At 68.9% G+C, this 14692-nt stretch carries 16 protein-coding genes and 1 riboswitch; of the genes, 5 read left to right on the top strand and 11 right to left on the bottom strand.

The annotated features are described in order from the left end of the window. Positions 1-376: 376 nt before the first annotated feature. The gene (locus ACFYY2_RS04605; protein ID WP_388736997.1) at positions 377-1144 is read left to right on the top strand and encodes a hypothetical protein; all 768 of its coding nucleotides are present in this window, start codon (positions 377-379) and stop codon (positions 1142-1144) included. 233 nt (positions 1145-1377) lie between these two features. Here ACFYY2_RS04605 and ACFYY2_RS04600 read toward each other — a convergent pair whose 3' ends face one another. The 3 genes from ACFYY2_RS04600 to ACFYY2_RS04590 all read right to left on the bottom strand — a co-directional run bounded on the left by ACFYY2_RS04600 (position 1378) and on the right by ACFYY2_RS04590 (position 2279). Next, a complete protein-coding gene (locus ACFYY2_RS04600; RefSeq protein WP_388736995.1) occupies positions 1378-1665 on the bottom strand; it encodes a hypothetical protein in 288 nt (95 codons plus the stop codon). Positions 1666-1810: 145 nt separating this feature from the next. Continuing rightward, positions 1811-2047, bottom strand: coding sequence for a hypothetical protein (locus tag ACFYY2_RS04595; RefSeq protein ID WP_388736992.1), 237 nt, complete (start codon positions 2045-2047; stop codon positions 1811-1813). Then, the gene (locus ACFYY2_RS04590) at positions 2037-2279 is read right to left on the bottom strand and encodes a hypothetical protein (RefSeq protein ID WP_388736990.1); all 243 of its coding nucleotides are present in this window, start codon (positions 2277-2279) and stop codon (positions 2037-2039) included. The genes ACFYY2_RS04595 and ACFYY2_RS04590 overlap by 11 nt, the downstream gene beginning before the upstream one ends. Positions 2280-2394: 115 nt before the next feature. Here ACFYY2_RS04590 and ACFYY2_RS04585 point away from each other — a divergent pair, with 115 nt between their 5' ends. Further along, the gene (locus ACFYY2_RS04585; RefSeq protein ID WP_388736988.1) at positions 2395-3237 is read left to right on the top strand and encodes a helix-turn-helix domain-containing protein; all 843 of its coding nucleotides are present in this window, start codon (positions 2395-2397) and stop codon (positions 3235-3237) included. After that, positions 3218-3427: a DUF397 domain-containing protein gene (locus ACFYY2_RS04580; RefSeq protein WP_388736985.1), complete on the top strand. Its 210-nt coding sequence runs from the start codon at positions 3218-3220 to the stop codon at positions 3425-3427. Before ACFYY2_RS04585 ends, ACFYY2_RS04580 begins: the two co-directional genes overlap by 20 nt. 29 nt (positions 3428-3456) lie before the next feature. Here the strand turns inward: ACFYY2_RS04580 and ACFYY2_RS04575 are convergent, their stop codons facing one another. Next, a complete protein-coding gene (locus ACFYY2_RS04575) occupies positions 3457-4173 on the bottom strand; it encodes a hypothetical protein (RefSeq protein WP_388738554.1) in 717 nt (238 codons plus the stop codon). 196 nt (positions 4174-4369) lie between these two features. Continuing rightward, positions 4370-5323, bottom strand: a complete 954-nt coding sequence (locus ACFYY2_RS04570) for an NAD(P)-dependent alcohol dehydrogenase (RefSeq protein WP_388736983.1) — start codon at positions 5321-5323, stop codon at positions 4370-4372. A gap of 59 nt (positions 5324-5382) precedes the next feature. Between ACFYY2_RS04570 and ACFYY2_RS04565 the strand changes: the two genes are divergently transcribed. Beyond that, the gene (locus ACFYY2_RS04565) at positions 5383-6021 is read left to right on the top strand and encodes a TetR/AcrR family transcriptional regulator (RefSeq protein ID WP_388736981.1); all 639 of its coding nucleotides are present in this window, start codon (positions 5383-5385) and stop codon (positions 6019-6021) included. Positions 6022-6326: 305 nt separating this feature from the next. Next, a complete protein-coding gene (locus ACFYY2_RS04560) occupies positions 6327-7256 on the top strand; it encodes a hypothetical protein (protein ID WP_388736978.1) in 930 nt (309 codons plus the stop codon). A 13-nt stretch (positions 7257-7269) separates the two neighbouring features. On the opposite strand, the gene ACFYY2_RS04555 is transcribed toward ACFYY2_RS04560, so the two are convergent. The 6 genes from ACFYY2_RS04555 to thrC form a co-directional block, all read right to left on the bottom strand. Next, complete coding sequence (locus ACFYY2_RS04555) at positions 7270-9294, bottom strand: glycosyl hydrolase family 28-related protein (protein WP_388736976.1); 2025 nt, start codon at positions 9292-9294, stop codon at positions 7270-7272. Between the two features lie 268 nt (positions 9295-9562). Continuing rightward, the gene (locus ACFYY2_RS04550; RefSeq protein ID WP_388736975.1) at positions 9563-10072 is read right to left on the bottom strand and encodes a DinB family protein; all 510 of its coding nucleotides are present in this window, start codon (positions 10070-10072) and stop codon (positions 9563-9565) included. A 134-nt stretch (positions 10073-10206) separates the two neighbouring features. Beyond that, positions 10207-11829 (bottom strand): chaperonin GroEL, encoded by a 1623-nt coding sequence (gene groL, locus ACFYY2_RS04545; protein ID WP_388736974.1) that lies wholly within the window; start codon positions 11827-11829, stop codon positions 10207-10209. Positions 11830-12148: 319 nt separating this feature from the next. Next, positions 12149-12355: a cold-shock protein gene (locus tag ACFYY2_RS04540; RefSeq protein WP_003967346.1), complete on the bottom strand. Its 207-nt coding sequence runs from the start codon at positions 12353-12355 to the stop codon at positions 12149-12151. Positions 12356-12817: 462 nt separating this feature from the next. Further along, positions 12818-13093 (bottom strand): MoaD/ThiS family protein, encoded by a 276-nt coding sequence (locus tag ACFYY2_RS04535; protein WP_388736971.1) that lies wholly within the window; start codon positions 13091-13093, stop codon positions 12818-12820. 28 nt (positions 13094-13121) lie between these two features. Next, complete coding sequence (thrC, locus tag ACFYY2_RS04530) at positions 13122-14420, bottom strand: threonine synthase (RefSeq protein WP_388736969.1); 1299 nt, start codon at positions 14418-14420, stop codon at positions 13122-13124. Positions 14421-14438: 18 nt separating this feature from the next. Continuing rightward, positions 14439-14566, bottom strand: a riboswitch (SAM riboswitch). Positions 14567-14692 lie beyond the last annotated feature (126 nt).

The following is a 14692-nucleotide window of genomic DNA, read 5'->3' as shown; positions in this document are numbered from 1 at the left end:
CCTTGAGGCGGGCCCCGCCCCTCACGTGCGACATGAGGATCCGTCAGAACGCCGTGAGGCGTATCGAACGGTCACAGGTGCAGACACGAACTGAAGGCAGGGTGAAGATATTTGACAGATCAAGTATAACAACTGATTGATCAAGCAAGGGATTACTGGGCGTCCCGCGCGTTCCGCACAAGGGACGCCGGACTGCCGGCAGCGTCACACGGTGAAGGGAGACGCCCCTTCGCGCGGACGCCGTGCGCCGGGCATGGGGCTCAACGGCCGCAAACCAACTGCTGAATCGCGTGGCTGACGTATCCTCACCCCACCTGCCGTGCCTGCGACCGGGGGGAATCACGGTCTGCGGCCGGCTCCGATCATCTGGGGATTCATGCGCACAACATCCATAACCGCCGTTCTCACCGGCGCACTGGTGCTTTCCGCCTCCGCCATCGCCGCCCCTGCCGCGTACGCGGCCGATACCGGCGTGGTCATCAAGAAGTTGTCCGTGAACGGCGGCAAGCCCATCGTCCTCGGCACATCCCGCACCGAGTCGTTCACCATCTCGGTGACCGCCTCGGACAACTCGGGGATCAGCAGCCGCCTGGCGTTCCTGCAGCTCGACCGCGAGGTCGGGGACGACTACTGGTCGTTCCACGGCCGCCCGACGTGTTCCAAGGACAGTGCCACCACCTCGACCTGCACGCTCGTCTACAAGCTCGACCCCAGCATCGACCTCCCCCGCAACACCGTCGCGGGTCCGTGGGACGTGACCGTCCAGCTGGAGGCCAAGGACGGGGACCTGTACAACAACGGAGGGAAGCTCAAGCATCCTGTCCTGCGGCGCGGCAAACTCACCGCCAACGCCTCGCCGGAGCCGGTGCACAAGGGCAAGCCCCTCAAGGTCACAGGCAAGCTGACCCGCGCCAACTGGGACAGGCGCACCTACGCGGGTTACGCCGACAAGCCGGTGAAACTGCAATTCCGCAAGGCGGGCACCAGTACCTACAAGACCGTCAAGACGGTCCACACCAACAGCCACGGCGACCTGTCGACGAAGGTCACCGCCTCTGCTGACGGTTACTGGCGCTGGTCCTTCGCGGGCACGACCACCACATCGGCGACCAGCGCTGCGGGCGACTACGTCGACGTCCGCTGATGACTCGTCCGCTTGCAGTCCCGGCTTGACGGGGCTGCAAGCGGCACCCTCAGATCCTGCGGCCCCTGACTTCGCAGCTCCGGCTCGGCGTACGGCACTGCCACGGCCGGCCGAGCGCGCCACCCCGGCGGGTGGTCACCCCGGACACGACTCACCGAGTCGCGGCGGGTCCGCCGCTGAACCGGTCACTCAGTCCCGCTGGACCGGTCACTCAGTCACCCTGGATCGGTCACTCAGTCCAGGGCGTCGGACAGCATGCCTGCGACCACCAGGACGACGACGCCCGCCGCGAGAGCGACGCCCAGCATGGCTGCCGCCTTGACGGGAGTCGGCAGCTGCGTCTTGGCGATCTTCACGTTGGCGACCATGGCCAGCCCGCCCACCCCGCCGCCGATCGCGCCACCTACCAGCAGCAGTGCCAGCGGGAGCACGGAGAGAACCATCTGCCACGGGGAAAGCCCGTCGAAGAGCTTCTTCTTGGTGGGCGGTTCAAGGGGGCCGACCTTCGGCGACTGCGACATGCGTGGTCCTCTCGACGCACCGGCGACTGAAGTCCACTCATGGTGAGGGGCGCCGGGTGATGCGCCCGAGCAGAGTGTCCCCGCAGGATGGATCGCACGGCTGATCGAAATTCTAGAGGGAGGGGAAGCCCGCGAGGACACCCCGTCATCGGGGCAGCTGCCCCTTCCGGTTGATCTCCGTCACCCGCGCCCGCAGCACGAGGCCCGGAGGCGCCGGCCGGACGACGTCCGGCGGGCAGTCCCACTCCGCGCCACCGCCCGGTGGACGCAGCTGCACATTGGGGCCGACACGGCCCATCACCCGGCCGACCCGGCCGTCACGGCCGTCCACCGCGAACGTTCCGGGCTCCGGCGTACACGGCTCAAGGCCCTCAACGCTCATGGATCGCCGCCGCTTCCAGCTGCTCACTCAGCCGCAGTGCCATGTCGAGCGTGCACCGGCCGAGGTCGACGAGCGGAACCGGTTCCTCACCCGCGCACGAGACCGGGTCGATGCGCAGCGACGGCAGTTTCACGCCGACCCCGGCCAGCCCGGCCCTCAGCCGCACCACCGCGTCCTCGGCCGCACGCACCCTGTCCGCCGCTTCTCTGCGCCGTTCCGTAGCCGTCTTCATGATCTTCCCCATTTCCACGCTGAGTAGTGGGTATGCCTACTCAGCGTGTCCAATTGGCGACTACCGTGGAAGGGGCGCAGATCCAACACCCGCACGTGTGCCACCGGGAGCCGCCATGCCAGGGCCCAAGAAGCTCGACCCGTCCTCGTCCCCACGCGCCCTCCTGGGGGCCGAGCTCCGCCACCGCAGGGAGGCCGCAGGGTTGTCGCAGGACGACCTGGGCGCGCCTCTGTTCGTCAGCGGCTCGTTCATCGGACAGCTGGAGGCGGGTACGCGCCGGATGCAGGCGGACCAGGCTCAGAGACTGGACGAGGCCCTGCTCGCGGACGGCTTCTTCGTAAGGAACTGCGCCGCCCTGAAACAGTCGAAGTACCCGGACCACTTCGCGGAGGCGGCGGAGGCGGAGCGCGTCGCCACGACCATCAAGCAGTACGCGCCTCTTCTCATCCCAGGACTACTGCAGACCGAGGCCTACGCACGAGCTGTGTTCCGCGCGTACCAGCCGACGGCCACGGAGGAATTGATCGACCAACTCGTGTCGGCTCGCCTGGAGCGGGCACAGATCCTGGCAGATCCAACAACACCCTTGTTGTGGGTGGTCCTGGACGAGGCGGTACTGCGCCGACGGTCCGGCGGTTCCGCAGTCATGGCAGCGGCACTACGGCACATCGTGGGCCTGGCCCGGCAGAATCGGGTGATCGGGCAGGTACTGCCCTTCTCGGTAGGGGCACATGCAGCCTTGGACGGAGGAGTGAAGCTCATGTCATTCACGGACGCACCACCGCTCGCGTATGTGGACGGCCTGGGAATGGGCAGACTCCAGGACGACCCAGCAACCGTCGCTCGATATGCACTCACCTACGACCTGCTGGTGGCTGATGCCTTGTCACCTGATGCCTCCCTGGTCCTGCTGGAGTCCGTGGCGGAGGATTACGCCCATGACGATGAGCAGCTCTGAATACGACTTCGCCTCGGCGGTCTGGCACAAGTCCTCGTACAGCGGCGGCGACGGAGGGGACTGCCTCGAAGCAGTCACCGATCACCCCGACGCCGTCCCCGTCCGCGACTCCAAAGCGACCGGCGGCCCGGTACTGGTGTTCCGGACCACCACCTGGTCGGCCTTTATCACCAGCCTCAAGCGGAGCTGAGGGCTGTCCCGTTCCCGACGAAGTCACAGTCAGATGATCCGGGGAACGACCTCGTCGCGCTGAGTCGACCAGTTGGTGACGACGGGCTTGTCCACGGTGGCCATGTCGGGGAGCTCCAGCTCGGCGGGGTCGGGGTCGTCCTCGGTGACCGCGATGATGACACTCCCGAACTCCGTGCCGCCCTCGCCGTCGGTGGTCTTGACGTCGATGCCGGTGTACGCCGTTGCGGAGCCGGTGAGCTTGATGGGGTCTTCGCCGCCCTGTCCGACGGGGGAGGCGACGCCGTCGGCGCCGGATCCGAAGGAGACACTGGGGGTGTTGACGTCCAGGTAGCAGGTGATTCCCGGCTTGGCCTTGGCGGCGACGAGGTAGTAGCCGTCGATCTCGGGCTCGTGCACCCAGTTCACCGTGAAGTTCAGGTCGTTGGTACCGCAGGACTGCCCGTAGCCGCTCTTGCCGCCCTGGTCCGAGCCGCCGCTCTTCGCGGGTGCGCTACCGCTGGACCCGCCCTTGTCGCCTGTGCTGTCGCTGCTGGTTCCCTTGGCGGGAGTGACGCTGCCGGTCGACTTGTCGTTGCCGGAGGGCGCCTCGCTCCCGCTGCGGTCGGACGAGGAGGCGACGAGGGCCGCGGAGTCGGCGCTCGCCTTCGATTCCTGGGGCCCGCAGGCGGAGGTGGCGGCAAGGGCCGTCATGACTGCGGCGGCCAGGGCGAGACGGGCGGAACGGGCGGCGAGACGCGAGCGCATCATGATCTCCAGCGGTTGTCGGTTGCGGTGCTTCCTGCTGACACGAAGGACTCTAGAGCTGGGTCGATCTTCAAATGATGCCCGCAATGTCCAGGTCCTGTATCAGCGGATCGGTTCCACGAATCCCCGCCGAGTTGCCACGATTTTCAGTCAGCAAGGCCTCTCTGACGGATGCTCACCGTCGGCCGGACGGAGATCAGATCACCCGGATCACATGCTTCCCCCGCACACCTCCCGCCTCCAGCGCCCGGTGCGCGGCGGCGATCTCGGAGAGCGGGTGGACGGTGTCCACCACGGGGCGGATCGCGCCGCTCTCCACGTAGCGGGTCAGCCGGGCGAAGAGGTCGTGCGTCGGGTTGCCGCTGAAGAAACGGACCCGGCGGCGACCATGGGCCGTAGAAGCAAGCAGGTAGGAGAGGCTCGCGGCCGGGCGGTCGATGTCGAAGGCGATGGAGACCATGCGTCCTCCGGGGGCCAGCAGCTTCCTGAAGGCCCGGTGTTCGGTGCCGACGGTGTCGAGGACGACGTCGAAGGCGCCCAGATCGTCCGGGCCCGTCGTCGTGTAGGCGTACGCCTCGTCCGCGCCCAGTTCGCGTACGAAGTCGAGGTTCCTCTCGCCCGCCAGCGCGGTCACATGCGCACCGAGCGCCCTGCCCAGCTGTACGGCCATGCTGCCGACCCCGCCCGCCGCGCCCCGCACCAGCAGCCGCTCCCCCGCCCTCAGGCGCGCCTTGGTCTCCAGTGCGGTGATGGCGGTCGTCCCGACCGGCAGCGAGGCGGCCTCGACGAGGGTGATGTTCTCGGGAGCGTAGGAGAGTCGGCGCGGCCGGACCGCGACGTACTCGGCGGCGCTGCCGAAGGTGCGGCCGAGGAGGCCCCACACCCGGTCGCCCTCACGCAGTCCCTTCACGGCGCCGTCCACCCGGGCGATCTCGCCGGCGAAGTCGATGCCCGTCCGCAGGGGGAAGCGGCGGCCCGTGACAAGGCGGACGCGTCCGGCCCGGCCGTACAGCTCCCCTCCGTTGACGCTCGCCGCGTGGACGCGGACCAGCACCTCGCCGTCCCGGAGCTCCGGCACCGGAACCCGGCCTTCGTACAGCACCTCGGGAGGGCCGTAGCGGTCGTAGAGCGCTGCGCGCATATCGTCCATACGTCCCACGCTAGACGGGTAAGTGGATGGCGCCCTCCATTTGAAGCGAAGTGAGAAACATGCCTGCTCAGCCCTCTCAGAAACCCCCCGAGACCCTGCGCGCGGACGCCCGGGAGAACCGTGAGCGCATCCTCGCCGCCGCCCGCGAGGCCTACGCGCTGCACGGGCTCGACGTGCCCATGGCAGCGATCGCCCGGCGCGCGAAGGTCGGGGTCGCCACGCTCTACCGGCGCTTCCCGACGCGCGACGCACTGGTGACCGAGGCGTTCTCCGAACAGCTCGCGCACTGCGTGGCCGTCCTCGACGAGGGTCTGGCGGACCCGGACCCGTGGCGCGGCTTCCGCTCGGTCGTCGAGAAGGTCTGCATGATGCAGGCGACGGAGCGGGGCTTCACCCAGGCGTTCCTCAGCCAGTTCCCCGACCACGCCGACTACGCCGAGGAACAGAGCCGCGCCGAGCGGGGTCTGTCCCTGCTGATCGAGCGGGCCAAGGACTGCGGGCAGCTGCGGCGGGACTTCGAGGTGCACGACATCACGCTGCTGATGCTGGCCAACAGCGGCGCCACCGCCGGAGCGGGCGCCGACGCGCCCGCCGCGTCCCGGCGGCTGGTCGCCTATCTGCTCCAGTCCTTCCGCGCCGGGTCGACGGCCCCGCTGCCGCCGCCGGTGCCGCTGGAACTCCGTCGCATCCACACATAGGTGATGCACCATCAGGCACGAACCGAGGGATGTACGGCCCGGAGCTCAAGCCTTGGAGTCCGAGCGCTCTTTCTGAGGAATGGGCGGAGGGCCTTCACCCACCCACCCTCCCCGCCTGGAAAGTTGACCCCGTGTGAGCGATTTGCAACGGAGCGTCGTAACGCTCTAGCGTGCCGAACAACAGACGACCCCCGCCGGTGCGCCAACACCGGACGAGGGTCTGACCAACGAGATCCAGAGGCGATCTGATGGCTGTCGACCAGCTTAGTGCTGCCCCCCGCGCTCCGTACGAGCCCCCGCACCCGATGGCGAACCCCGGCTACGGCAAGCGTTCCGCCCCGGACCAGCGTCCGCGCGACGCCCGCGACTTCTCCCACCTGCCGCCCCGCGAGGCCGCCGTCGCCGCCTACATCGACCGGCTGCCGGACGGCTCGGACATCTCCGTGAAGACGCTGGCCAAGTGGCTGCCGTACGGCCAGTGCGCCCTGCGGACCTCGCTCAACCGGCTCCAGGCGGCCGGACACCTGCGCCGGGGCGGCGAGTGCCTCGCGACCGACACGGTCATGCTCTGGGTGACCCGGACGTTCTTCTCCCGCACCGCGCGCGACGACGACTGGTGGGCGGCGTTCACCCGGGGGGACGTACCTCAGGAGCACCGACGTCCCACGCGCTCACGGGCCTTCGTGCTGCTGGCCGCCCTCGGCCGTACCGCGCCGTCGCTGAGCCTGTCGGCGGCGGACTGCCTGAGCCTGGAGCCGCTGGTCGCGGAGTGGTTCGAGCGGGGCGCCACCGAGGCGGAGACCCTGCGGGCCCTCACCCACGGCCTGCCGACCCCCGTGCACCACGCGGCCGCCCTCGTCCGACGGCGGCTCGTCGACAAGCTGCCGCCGGAACGTCCGGTCCCGGCGCCGAGCGCCGTCGTGCTGCGTGCGCTGGAATGCGGCGAGTGCCGCGCCCCCGGAAGCCCCGAGGCGTTGCGCGGAGGGCTCTGCGCGATCTGCCGGGGCGAGGCGGGCGAGGCCGCCCGTCCGCCGGGCACCGTCCCCACGGACGGGGTGTCCGAGCGGATGGCGACCGTCCGGGCGGGCCTCGTCCCACGGTCGGAGCGGACGGTTCACGCGCGCAAGATCACGCGACCGTCGGGCAGGCAGCGGGTCCGGCCGGGCGCGGAGACTTCCGTCGACGCCGACGGCGCACCGGCCGACGCGGGCGAACCCTGCGCCGACCGGTCCTGAAGGGCGGCGCGCGTCACCAGGCTCCCGGCGCGGGCGGGGCGACGACCGGCGGGCGGTCGTCGCACGTGATCGTGTTCGGCAGCAGCCAGGGCGCCAGCCAGTCGCCCGTCGTGCCGCCGCCGTCGTTGCCGCCGAGATCGACCAGGGAGAACTCCGAACCCGCCGGGGTGAAGTTGAAGGACCCGCAGTTGTTGACGCCCACGGCACCGACGTTGCGCGCGTCCACGTTCTCGAAGGTCGCCGACCCCGCCGCCCGCGCGCTCACCACGGACGTCCCCGTGCCGTCCACCCTGATGTCCTTGAAGTGCACGCCCCGGATCTCGTACGTGTCCTTCACCGGCCAGTCCGTGACCAGCATGATCGCGTTGTACGTGTTGTCGAGGAAGTGGTTCCCGGTCACCCGGATGTCCGCGTCGATGTCCCGGTCCAGCGCGAAGAACCAGATGGCTCCGAGCCCGATCTTCCAGTTCAGTTCGTACGTCCCCGCCCGGACCGTCGTGTTGCCGGTCAGGTCGAGCCGCCCCCGGAAGGCCTCCGCGCCGAAGCGGGCGCCCACGTGCAGCGCGCTTCCCTCGCGGACGGGGTCGGCGACGAGGTTGCCGGACACCTCGTTGTCCGTACCGCCGTAGATCGCGATGCCGTTGGCCAGGACCGGGCTCTGCACGGTGTTGCGGGCGAAGGTGTTGCCGGTGTTGGCGCGCTTCTCCGACCACATCGCCAGGCCGTCGTCGCCCGAGTTCCGGACGAAGGTGTGAGTGACGGTCGAACCGGTGACACCGCCGTGGAAGTTGATGGCGTCGGCGATCTGGTCGACGATGACGTTGCCCGTGATCCTCAGGTTCGACATCGGGCCGTCGAACCACATGCCGACCTTGGTGTGCCGGATGTGCAGCCCCTCGACGGAGGAGTCGCTCATCGCCCCGCCGATGCCGTTCACCTGGTCGGTGTCGACGCGTTCGCGGACGTCCCCCTCGATGGCGAAGCCCGACAGGTGGACGTTGCGGCTGCCGCCGTCGGCCGCGTCCTTTCCGTAGAAGCCGACGCCTGTGTGCACCGAGCCGTCGGCGGCAGGGGTGTCGAGCGCGACCTCCCTGCCCTTGAACTTCGTGTACCAGCTGCCCGCCCCCCTGATCGTGACGTCGTCCACGACGATGTGGCGGTTGACCTGGAAGGTGCCCGGAGGCACGTACACCGGCAGGTTCGTGCGCTTGGCCAAGGCGATGGCCCGCTCCAGGGCGTCCGCGGAGTCCCGGCGCCCCGTGGGATCGGCCCCGAACAGCAGCGCGTTGGCGGCCTTCAGCTCGACGTGCGGAAGTCCCACGAGCTCGGAGTCCAGCACGTCGATGACCGTCCAGGCGGCACGGCTGCCGGCCGGAACCGTCAGCCGGACGGTGTCACCCGCGCGGTACCGCTTCCCCAGCAGCAGGCGCTGCTCGTCGTAGAAGTGGCTCGGCCGGAACGGCTTGGAGATCACCGGCGCGGGAGTCGTCTCGCTGGGCACGCAGGCGCACTCGGTGATCCACCAGCCGGGCTGGAGCAGCCCGGCCCCGGGGTCGTTGGTGAAGGGGTACTGGTTGTACAGCCAGGAGTACTGCGAGGTCAGCGTCATCGTCGAGCGCTTCGTGCCGTTGACGGCGACATCGAGCGGCGCGGTGATGCCACCCCCGCCCGGGGCGTCCGGGATGCTGTAGCGCACCGTGATCGCGTTCGCGGCCTCCGGCAGCGTGAACTCGACGTGCTCGCCCGGCACCAGCCGGACCGCCTTACGGCCCGAGGCCTCGGCGGGCAGGGTGTACGCGGCACGGTCGGGGCCGATGACCGTGCCGTTCGTCGCCGCGTTCTCCGCCTCCTGCTCGGCGAAGGGGACCTCGGCGCCCCGGCCGGCGACCAGCGCGGGGGCCAGGCCCGCGCGCGTCACCACCGGGGCGGACGGGGCGGACGGTTTCCCCTCCGCACCCTGAGCCGCGGGAGCGCCGGTCAGCGCCCCCAGTCCGACAACGGCTGCCGTCAGCGCGGCGACCGTGATGTGACGTGACATCGCATGCCCGTTTCTCTCGGAAGGTGAGGCGACGTTAGGGCGCGCGGAACTACCACCACAAGAGTCGTGCGAGAACATTTCGCCCTGCTGCACAATGCATGCAAGTTCACGTCATGTTTTTGCGTAGGAAGTGCGTGCTGCGGGCGACTCCCGCCCGGGTCGCGGTGCACGGAGCGCGCGAGCGACGGCGACAGCGAGAGCGAGGCGACGGCCTTCCCCGCCCACGCGGCGGGCCCGTGGACGCCTCAGACCTTCCGGTGTACGCGCCTCACGCGCCCACGGTCCCGTCGACGCCCTCGCGCAGGAAGTCCGCGTGGCCGTTGTGGCGGCCGTATTCGAGCAGCACGTGCACCATCACCATGCGCAGGGAGACCTCCCGCTCCCAGCGGGGCTGAAGGCCTGTCAGGTCCAGGGAGGCGGCCTCCCGTTCGATGCGGCGGGAGTTCTCCACCTCGGCCTCCCAGGCGCCGAACGCCTCGGTCCGGTTCGAGGCGCTCGCGTCGTACGCGGCCTGGAAGTCGATCCGGTCCGACCACACCATCGGGGCCTCGTTGTCGTCGAACACGCGCCGGAACCAGGCACGTTCCACTTCCGCCATGTGCCGCACCAGGCCCAGCAGCGAGAGCGTCGAGGGAGGCATCGACCGCTGCCGCAGCTGCTCGTCGTCCAGGCCCTCGCACTTCATGGCGAGAGTGGCCCGGTGGTAGTCGAGAAAGGCCCGCAGCGTCTCGCGCTCGTCGCCCGCGGTCGGCGGCCCTGTACGCACGTCGGTGGTCACCGGTCACACTCCTTCACGATGGGGCAGAAGTGTTCAGTATCCGGTCGCACGTACGACGCCGGCCCCCGGGACGAATCCCGGGGGCCGGCGTCGTACGGATACTGCGGGTACTGCTGGAGCTGCTGATCCGGGGATCAGAAGTCCATGTCACCGCCCGGCATGCCGCCCGGAGCGGCCGCAGAGGCCTTCTCCGGCTTGTCGGCGATGACGGCCTCGGTGGTGAGGAAGAGCGCGGCGATGGACGCGGCGTTCTGCAGGGCGGAGCGCGTGACCTTCGCCGGGTCGATGATGCCCTCGGCGATCATGTCGACGTACTCGCCGGACGCGGCGTTCAGGCCGTGACCGATCGGCAGGTTGCGCACCTTCTCGACGACGACGCCACCCTCAAGACCACCGTTGACGGCGATCTGCTTGAGCGGGGCCTCCAGCGCGAGCTTCACGGCGTTGGCGCCCGTGGCCTCGTCGCCCGTGAGGTCGAGCTTCTCGAAGACGGCCGAGGCCTGGAGCAGAGCCACGCCACCACCGGCGACGATGCCCTCCTCGACGGCTGCCTTGGCGTTGCGCACCGCGTCCTCGATGCGGTGCTTGCGCTCCTTGAGCTCCACCTCGGTGGCGGCGCCGGCCTTGATGACGGCCACGCCGCCGGCCAGCTTCGCGAGGCGCTCCTGGAGCTTCTCGCGGTCGTAGTCCGAGTCGGAGTTCTCGATCTCGGCACGGATCTGCTTGACACGACCCTGAACCTGGTCGCTGTCACCGCCGCCGTCGACGATCGTGGTCTCGTCCTTGGTGATGACGACCTTGCGGGCGGTGCCGAGTAGGTCCAGGCCGGCGTTCTCCAGCTTGAGACCGACCTCCTCGGAGATGACGGTGCCACCGGTGAGGATGGCGATGTCGCCGAGCATGGCCTTGCGGCGGTCACCGAAGCCCGGAGCCTTGACGGCGACGGACTTGAAGGTGCCACGGATCTTGTTGACGACCAGGGTCGACAGGGCCTCGCCCTCGACGTCCTCCGCGATGATCAGCAGGGGCTTGCCCGACTGCATGACCTTCTCGAGCAGCGGAAGGAGGTCCTTCACGTTGCTGATCTTGGAGTTGACGATCAGGATGTACGGGTCGTCGAAGGACGACTCCATGCGCTCCATGTCGGTGGCGAAGTACGCCGAGATGTAGCCCTTGTCGAAGCGCATACCCTCGGTGAGCTCCAGCTCCAGACCGAAGGTCTGGGACTCCTCGACGGTGATGACGCCTTCCTTGCCGACCTTGTCCATCGCCTCGGCGATCTTGGCGCCGATCTCGGTGTCGGCAGCGGAGATGGAGGCCGTCGAAGCGATCTGCTCCTTGGTCTCCACGTCCTTCGCCTGCTCCAGGAGGGCGGCGGAGACGGCCTCGACGGCCTTCTCGATGCCACGCTTCAGAGCCATCGGGTTGGCACCCGCGGCGACGTTGCGCAGGCCCTCGCGGACGAGCGCCTGGGCGAGAACGGTGGCGGTGGTCGTACCGTCGCCGGCGACGTCGTCCGTCTTCTTGGCGACCTCCTTGACCAGCTCCGCACCGATCTTCTCGTACGGGTCCTCGAGCTCGATCTCCTTGGCGATGGAGACACCATCGTTGGTGATCGTGGGCGCGCCCCACTTCTTCTCGAGGACGACGTTACGGCCCTTGGGGCCGAGGGTGACCTTGACGGCGTCGGCGAGCTGGTTCATCCCGCGCTCGAGACCGCGCCGTGCCTCCTCGTCGAACGCGATGATCTTGGCCATGTGAAGTGGTCCTCCCGGACAGGGGTGGATTGCTCCGGACCGAGAGGCGCCCGCGACGGACGGCCTGCCTGCTCAGCGGTTCCTTGCCCCGCTGAGCCTGCGGGCCTCACCGGCCCGGTCCAAGTTTCTGTCACTCTCACCTGGAGAGTGCTAACGCCAATGATTAGCACTCGACCCCGTCGAGTGCAAGCGCCTTCGGCGACGGCTCGCTGGACGGAGGGGCGCCCGGGGGTGCACGCGGACGCACGCAGGGCCCGTCCCCCTGCGGAGGAACGGACCCTGCGTGCGTGAGAAGCGTCGTTGGCCGACCGCGCCGAGCTCAGCCGACGGCGAGCTTGACCATGTCCGCCTGCGGCCCCTTCTGGCCCTGCGAGATCTCGAATTCAACTCGCTGACCCTCTTCGAGGGTGCGGTACCCGTCCATCTGGATCGCGCTGTAGTGGACGAAAACATCCGCACCACCGTCGACCGCGATGAAGCCGTACCCCTTCTCCGCGTTGAACCACTTGACGGTGCCCTGAGCCATGCCCAACTCCCCTATTACTGGCCCTTGCACGAGACCGCACTTCGCGGGCCCGGGTCAGAACGCACCCTCCGACAGGAGAGGGTGGCGTGCGCCGGAACGCGTCGACCGCGGCCGAATGTATCTGCCCAACTGCCCTCTGCAACAGGGCAATCGGACGGGAATTCTGGGCACGCGGGATCACCCGGATAGGGATGATCGGGAGGAATCCTGGGCAAGTCGGGCCTGACAAAGGCCACTTATGCCTCAAGGGGTTCACGTACTTTGGCTGCTTCTTGTCGCGGCCGGGCGCATTCTCATATGCGGGCGGCACGGGCAGCGGCGGGGGCTTCCCCAACTGTACCGCGCTCAACCATGCAGAATGGCCCCCTCCGCTTCTCTTGCGGAGAGGGCCATCGTGCTCACGCTGCGCAGTCGGCGGGCGGCCGGGGCCGTCACTCCCCGGTCCGCGCGCCCTGCCGGGGATCAGCCTCCGGCGACGGCCGGGATGATCGAGACGCCCGCGCCGTCCGGCGTCACGGCGTCCAGTCCGCCCTCGAAGCGCACGTCGTCGTCGTTGACGTACACGTTGACGAAGCGGCGCAGCTTGCCCTGGTCGTCCAGGACGCGGGCGCCGATGCCCGGGTGGTTCTGCTCCAGCGACGCGATGACCTCGGAGAGGATCGCCCCCTCGGCGGAGACCTCGGCCTGACCGCCCGTGTAGGTGCGGAGGATGGTGGGGATACGGACCTTGACGCTCATGTCGGTGCCTTCCTTCGGTCTCGGGGGGTCAGCTGGCGGCCGCGAGGCCCGCGTCGCGGAACGCGTCCAGGCTGGGCCGGATCGTCGCCGACAGGCCGGTCGTGGGGGCGACCGCGTCCAGCGTCTTCAGTCCGTCGCCGGTGTTCAGGACGACGGTGGTCAGGGTTGGGTCCAGCAGACCGGCGTCGATCAGCTTCTTCGTCACGCCGACCGTCACACCGCCCGCGGTCTCCGCGAAGATGCCCTCGGTGCGGGCCAGCAGCTTGATCGCGTCCACGATCTGCTCGTCGTCGACGTCCTCCACCGCACCGCCGGTGCGGCGGGCGATGTCCAGTACATACGGTCCGTCGGCCGGGTTCCCGATGGCCAGGGACTTCGCGATGGTCTTCGGCTTCTGCGGCCGCACCACGTCGTGGCCGGCCTTGAAGGCGGTGGAGACCGGGGAGCAGCCCTCGGCCTGGGCGCCGAAGATCTTGTACGGCTTGTCCTCGACGAGGCCGAGCTTGATCAGCTCCTGGAGGCCCTTGTCGATCTTCGTGAGCTGCGAACCGGACGCGATGGGGATGACGAGCTGGTCCGGCAGCCGCCAGCCGAGCTGCTCGCAGATCTCGTACGCCAGGGTCTTGGAGCCCTCGCCGTAGTACGGCCGCAGGTTGACGTTGACGAAGCCCCAGCCCTCGCCGAGCGGGTCGCCGATGAGCTCCGAGCAGAAGCGGTTGACGTCGTCGTAGTTGCCCTCGATGCCGACCAGTTCACCGCCGTACACCGCGGCCATGACGACCTTGCCCTGCTCCAGGTCGTGCGGGATGAACACGCACGAGCGGAATCCGGCGCGGGCCGCCGCGGCTCCGACCGCGCCGGCGAGGTTGCCGGTGGAGGAGCAGGAGAGCGTGGTGAAACCGAAGGCCCGGGCGGCCTCGACGGCGATGGCGACGACACGGTCCTTGAAGGAGTGCGTCGGGTTGCCGGAGTCGTCCTTGACGTACAGGCCGCCGGTCACGCCCAGCTCGCGGGCGAGGTTGTCGGCCTTGACCAGCTTCGTGAAACCGGGGTTGATGTTGGGCTTGTCCGCGACGTCGGCGGGGACGGGGAGCAGCAGCGCATAACGCCAGATGTTGTCCGGCCCCTCGGCGATGCGCTTCTTCAGCTCTTCGGGGGAGCCGCTCGGCAGGTCGTACGCCACTTCGAGCGGCCCGAAACAGGACGCGCAGGCGAAAAGGGGGCCGAGTTCGAAACGCTCGCCGCATTCGCGGCAGGAAAGCGCCGCGGCGGGACCGAGATCCACGGCCGAAGAATCGGTGTTCGCTGCAACTGTCTGCACAGCCATGATGGCGGAGGCCCTTTCTCCTCATCTTCCTTGCAACGTATTTCGCCACAAGACGGAATTGGCACCTTCCCCACCGTGACCTCGCGGTCGGCAGGAGGGTTGCCGGGACTTCAACGGGCCGTTCCCTCAGTCCCTCTGGATGAGCGCTATGGCACCGGACCATCGATCCGGGCGTTTGTTCACGGACCCACCCCGACATGCGAGGGCCATCCGCGTTGTTCAAGACTGTAACCGAAGCACCGGACGACCGGATGAGTCGTCCGTACCGCGAG

Origin of the sequence: Streptomyces sp. NPDC001822 (genome assembly GCF_042892135.1) — a bacterium.
Classification (GTDB): Bacteria; Actinomycetota; Actinomycetes; order Streptomycetales; family Streptomycetaceae; genus Streptomyces.
Note: the sequence above shows the minus strand (reverse complement) of the source record. Positions and strands in the feature narration are given on the sequence as shown.

Bases quoted from the DNA above. Each gene is read 5' to 3' on its own strand.
- ACFYY2_RS04585 (WP_388736988.1), top strand. From the start codon at position 2,395: ATGCCAGGGCCCAAGAAGCTCGACCCGTCCTCGTCCCCACGCGCCCTC.
- ACFYY2_RS04600 (WP_388736995.1), bottom strand. From the start codon at position 1,665: ATGTCGCAGTCGCCGAAGGTCGGCCCCCTTGAACCGCCCACCAAGAAG.
- ACFYY2_RS04535 (WP_388736971.1), bottom strand. From the start codon at position 13,093: ATGAGCGTCAAGGTCCGTATCCCCACCATCCTCCGCACCTACACGGGC.
- ACFYY2_RS04590 (WP_388736990.1), bottom strand. From the start codon at position 2,279: ATGAAGACGGCTACGGAACGGCGCAGAGAAGCGGCGGACAGGGTGCGT.
- ACFYY2_RS04605 (WP_388736997.1), top strand. From the start codon at position 377: ATGCGCACAACATCCATAACCGCCGTTCTCACCGGCGCACTGGTGCTT.
- ACFYY2_RS04560 (WP_388736978.1), top strand. From the start codon at position 6,327: ATGGCGAACCCCGGCTACGGCAAGCGTTCCGCCCCGGACCAGCGTCCG.
- ACFYY2_RS04540 (WP_003967346.1), bottom strand. From the start codon at position 12,355: ATGGCTCAGGGCACCGTCAAGTGGTTCAACGCGGAGAAGGGGTACGGC.
- ACFYY2_RS04570 (WP_388736983.1), bottom strand. From the start codon at position 5,323: ATGGACGATATGCGCGCAGCGCTCTACGACCGCTACGGCCCTCCCGAG.
- ACFYY2_RS04565 (WP_388736981.1), top strand. From the start codon at position 5,383: ATGCCTGCTCAGCCCTCTCAGAAACCCCCCGAGACCCTGCGCGCGGAC.
- ACFYY2_RS04580 (WP_388736985.1), top strand. From the start codon at position 3,218: ATGACGATGAGCAGCTCTGAATACGACTTCGCCTCGGCGGTCTGGCAC.
- ACFYY2_RS04595 (WP_388736992.1), bottom strand. From the start codon at position 2,047: ATGAGCGTTGAGGGCCTTGAGCCGTGTACGCCGGAGCCCGGAACGTTC.
- ACFYY2_RS04575 (WP_388738554.1), bottom strand. From the start codon at position 4,173: ATGCGCTCGCGTCTCGCCGCCCGTTCCGCCCGTCTCGCCCTGGCCGCC.
- groL (WP_388736974.1), bottom strand. From the start codon at position 11,829: ATGGCCAAGATCATCGCGTTCGACGAGGAGGCACGGCGCGGTCTCGAG.
- ACFYY2_RS04555 (WP_388736976.1), bottom strand. From the start codon at position 9,294: ATGTCACGTCACATCACGGTCGCCGCGCTGACGGCAGCCGTTGTCGGA.
- thrC (WP_388736969.1), bottom strand. From the start codon at position 14,420: ATGGCTGTGCAGACAGTTGCAGCGAACACCGATTCTTCGGCCGTGGAT.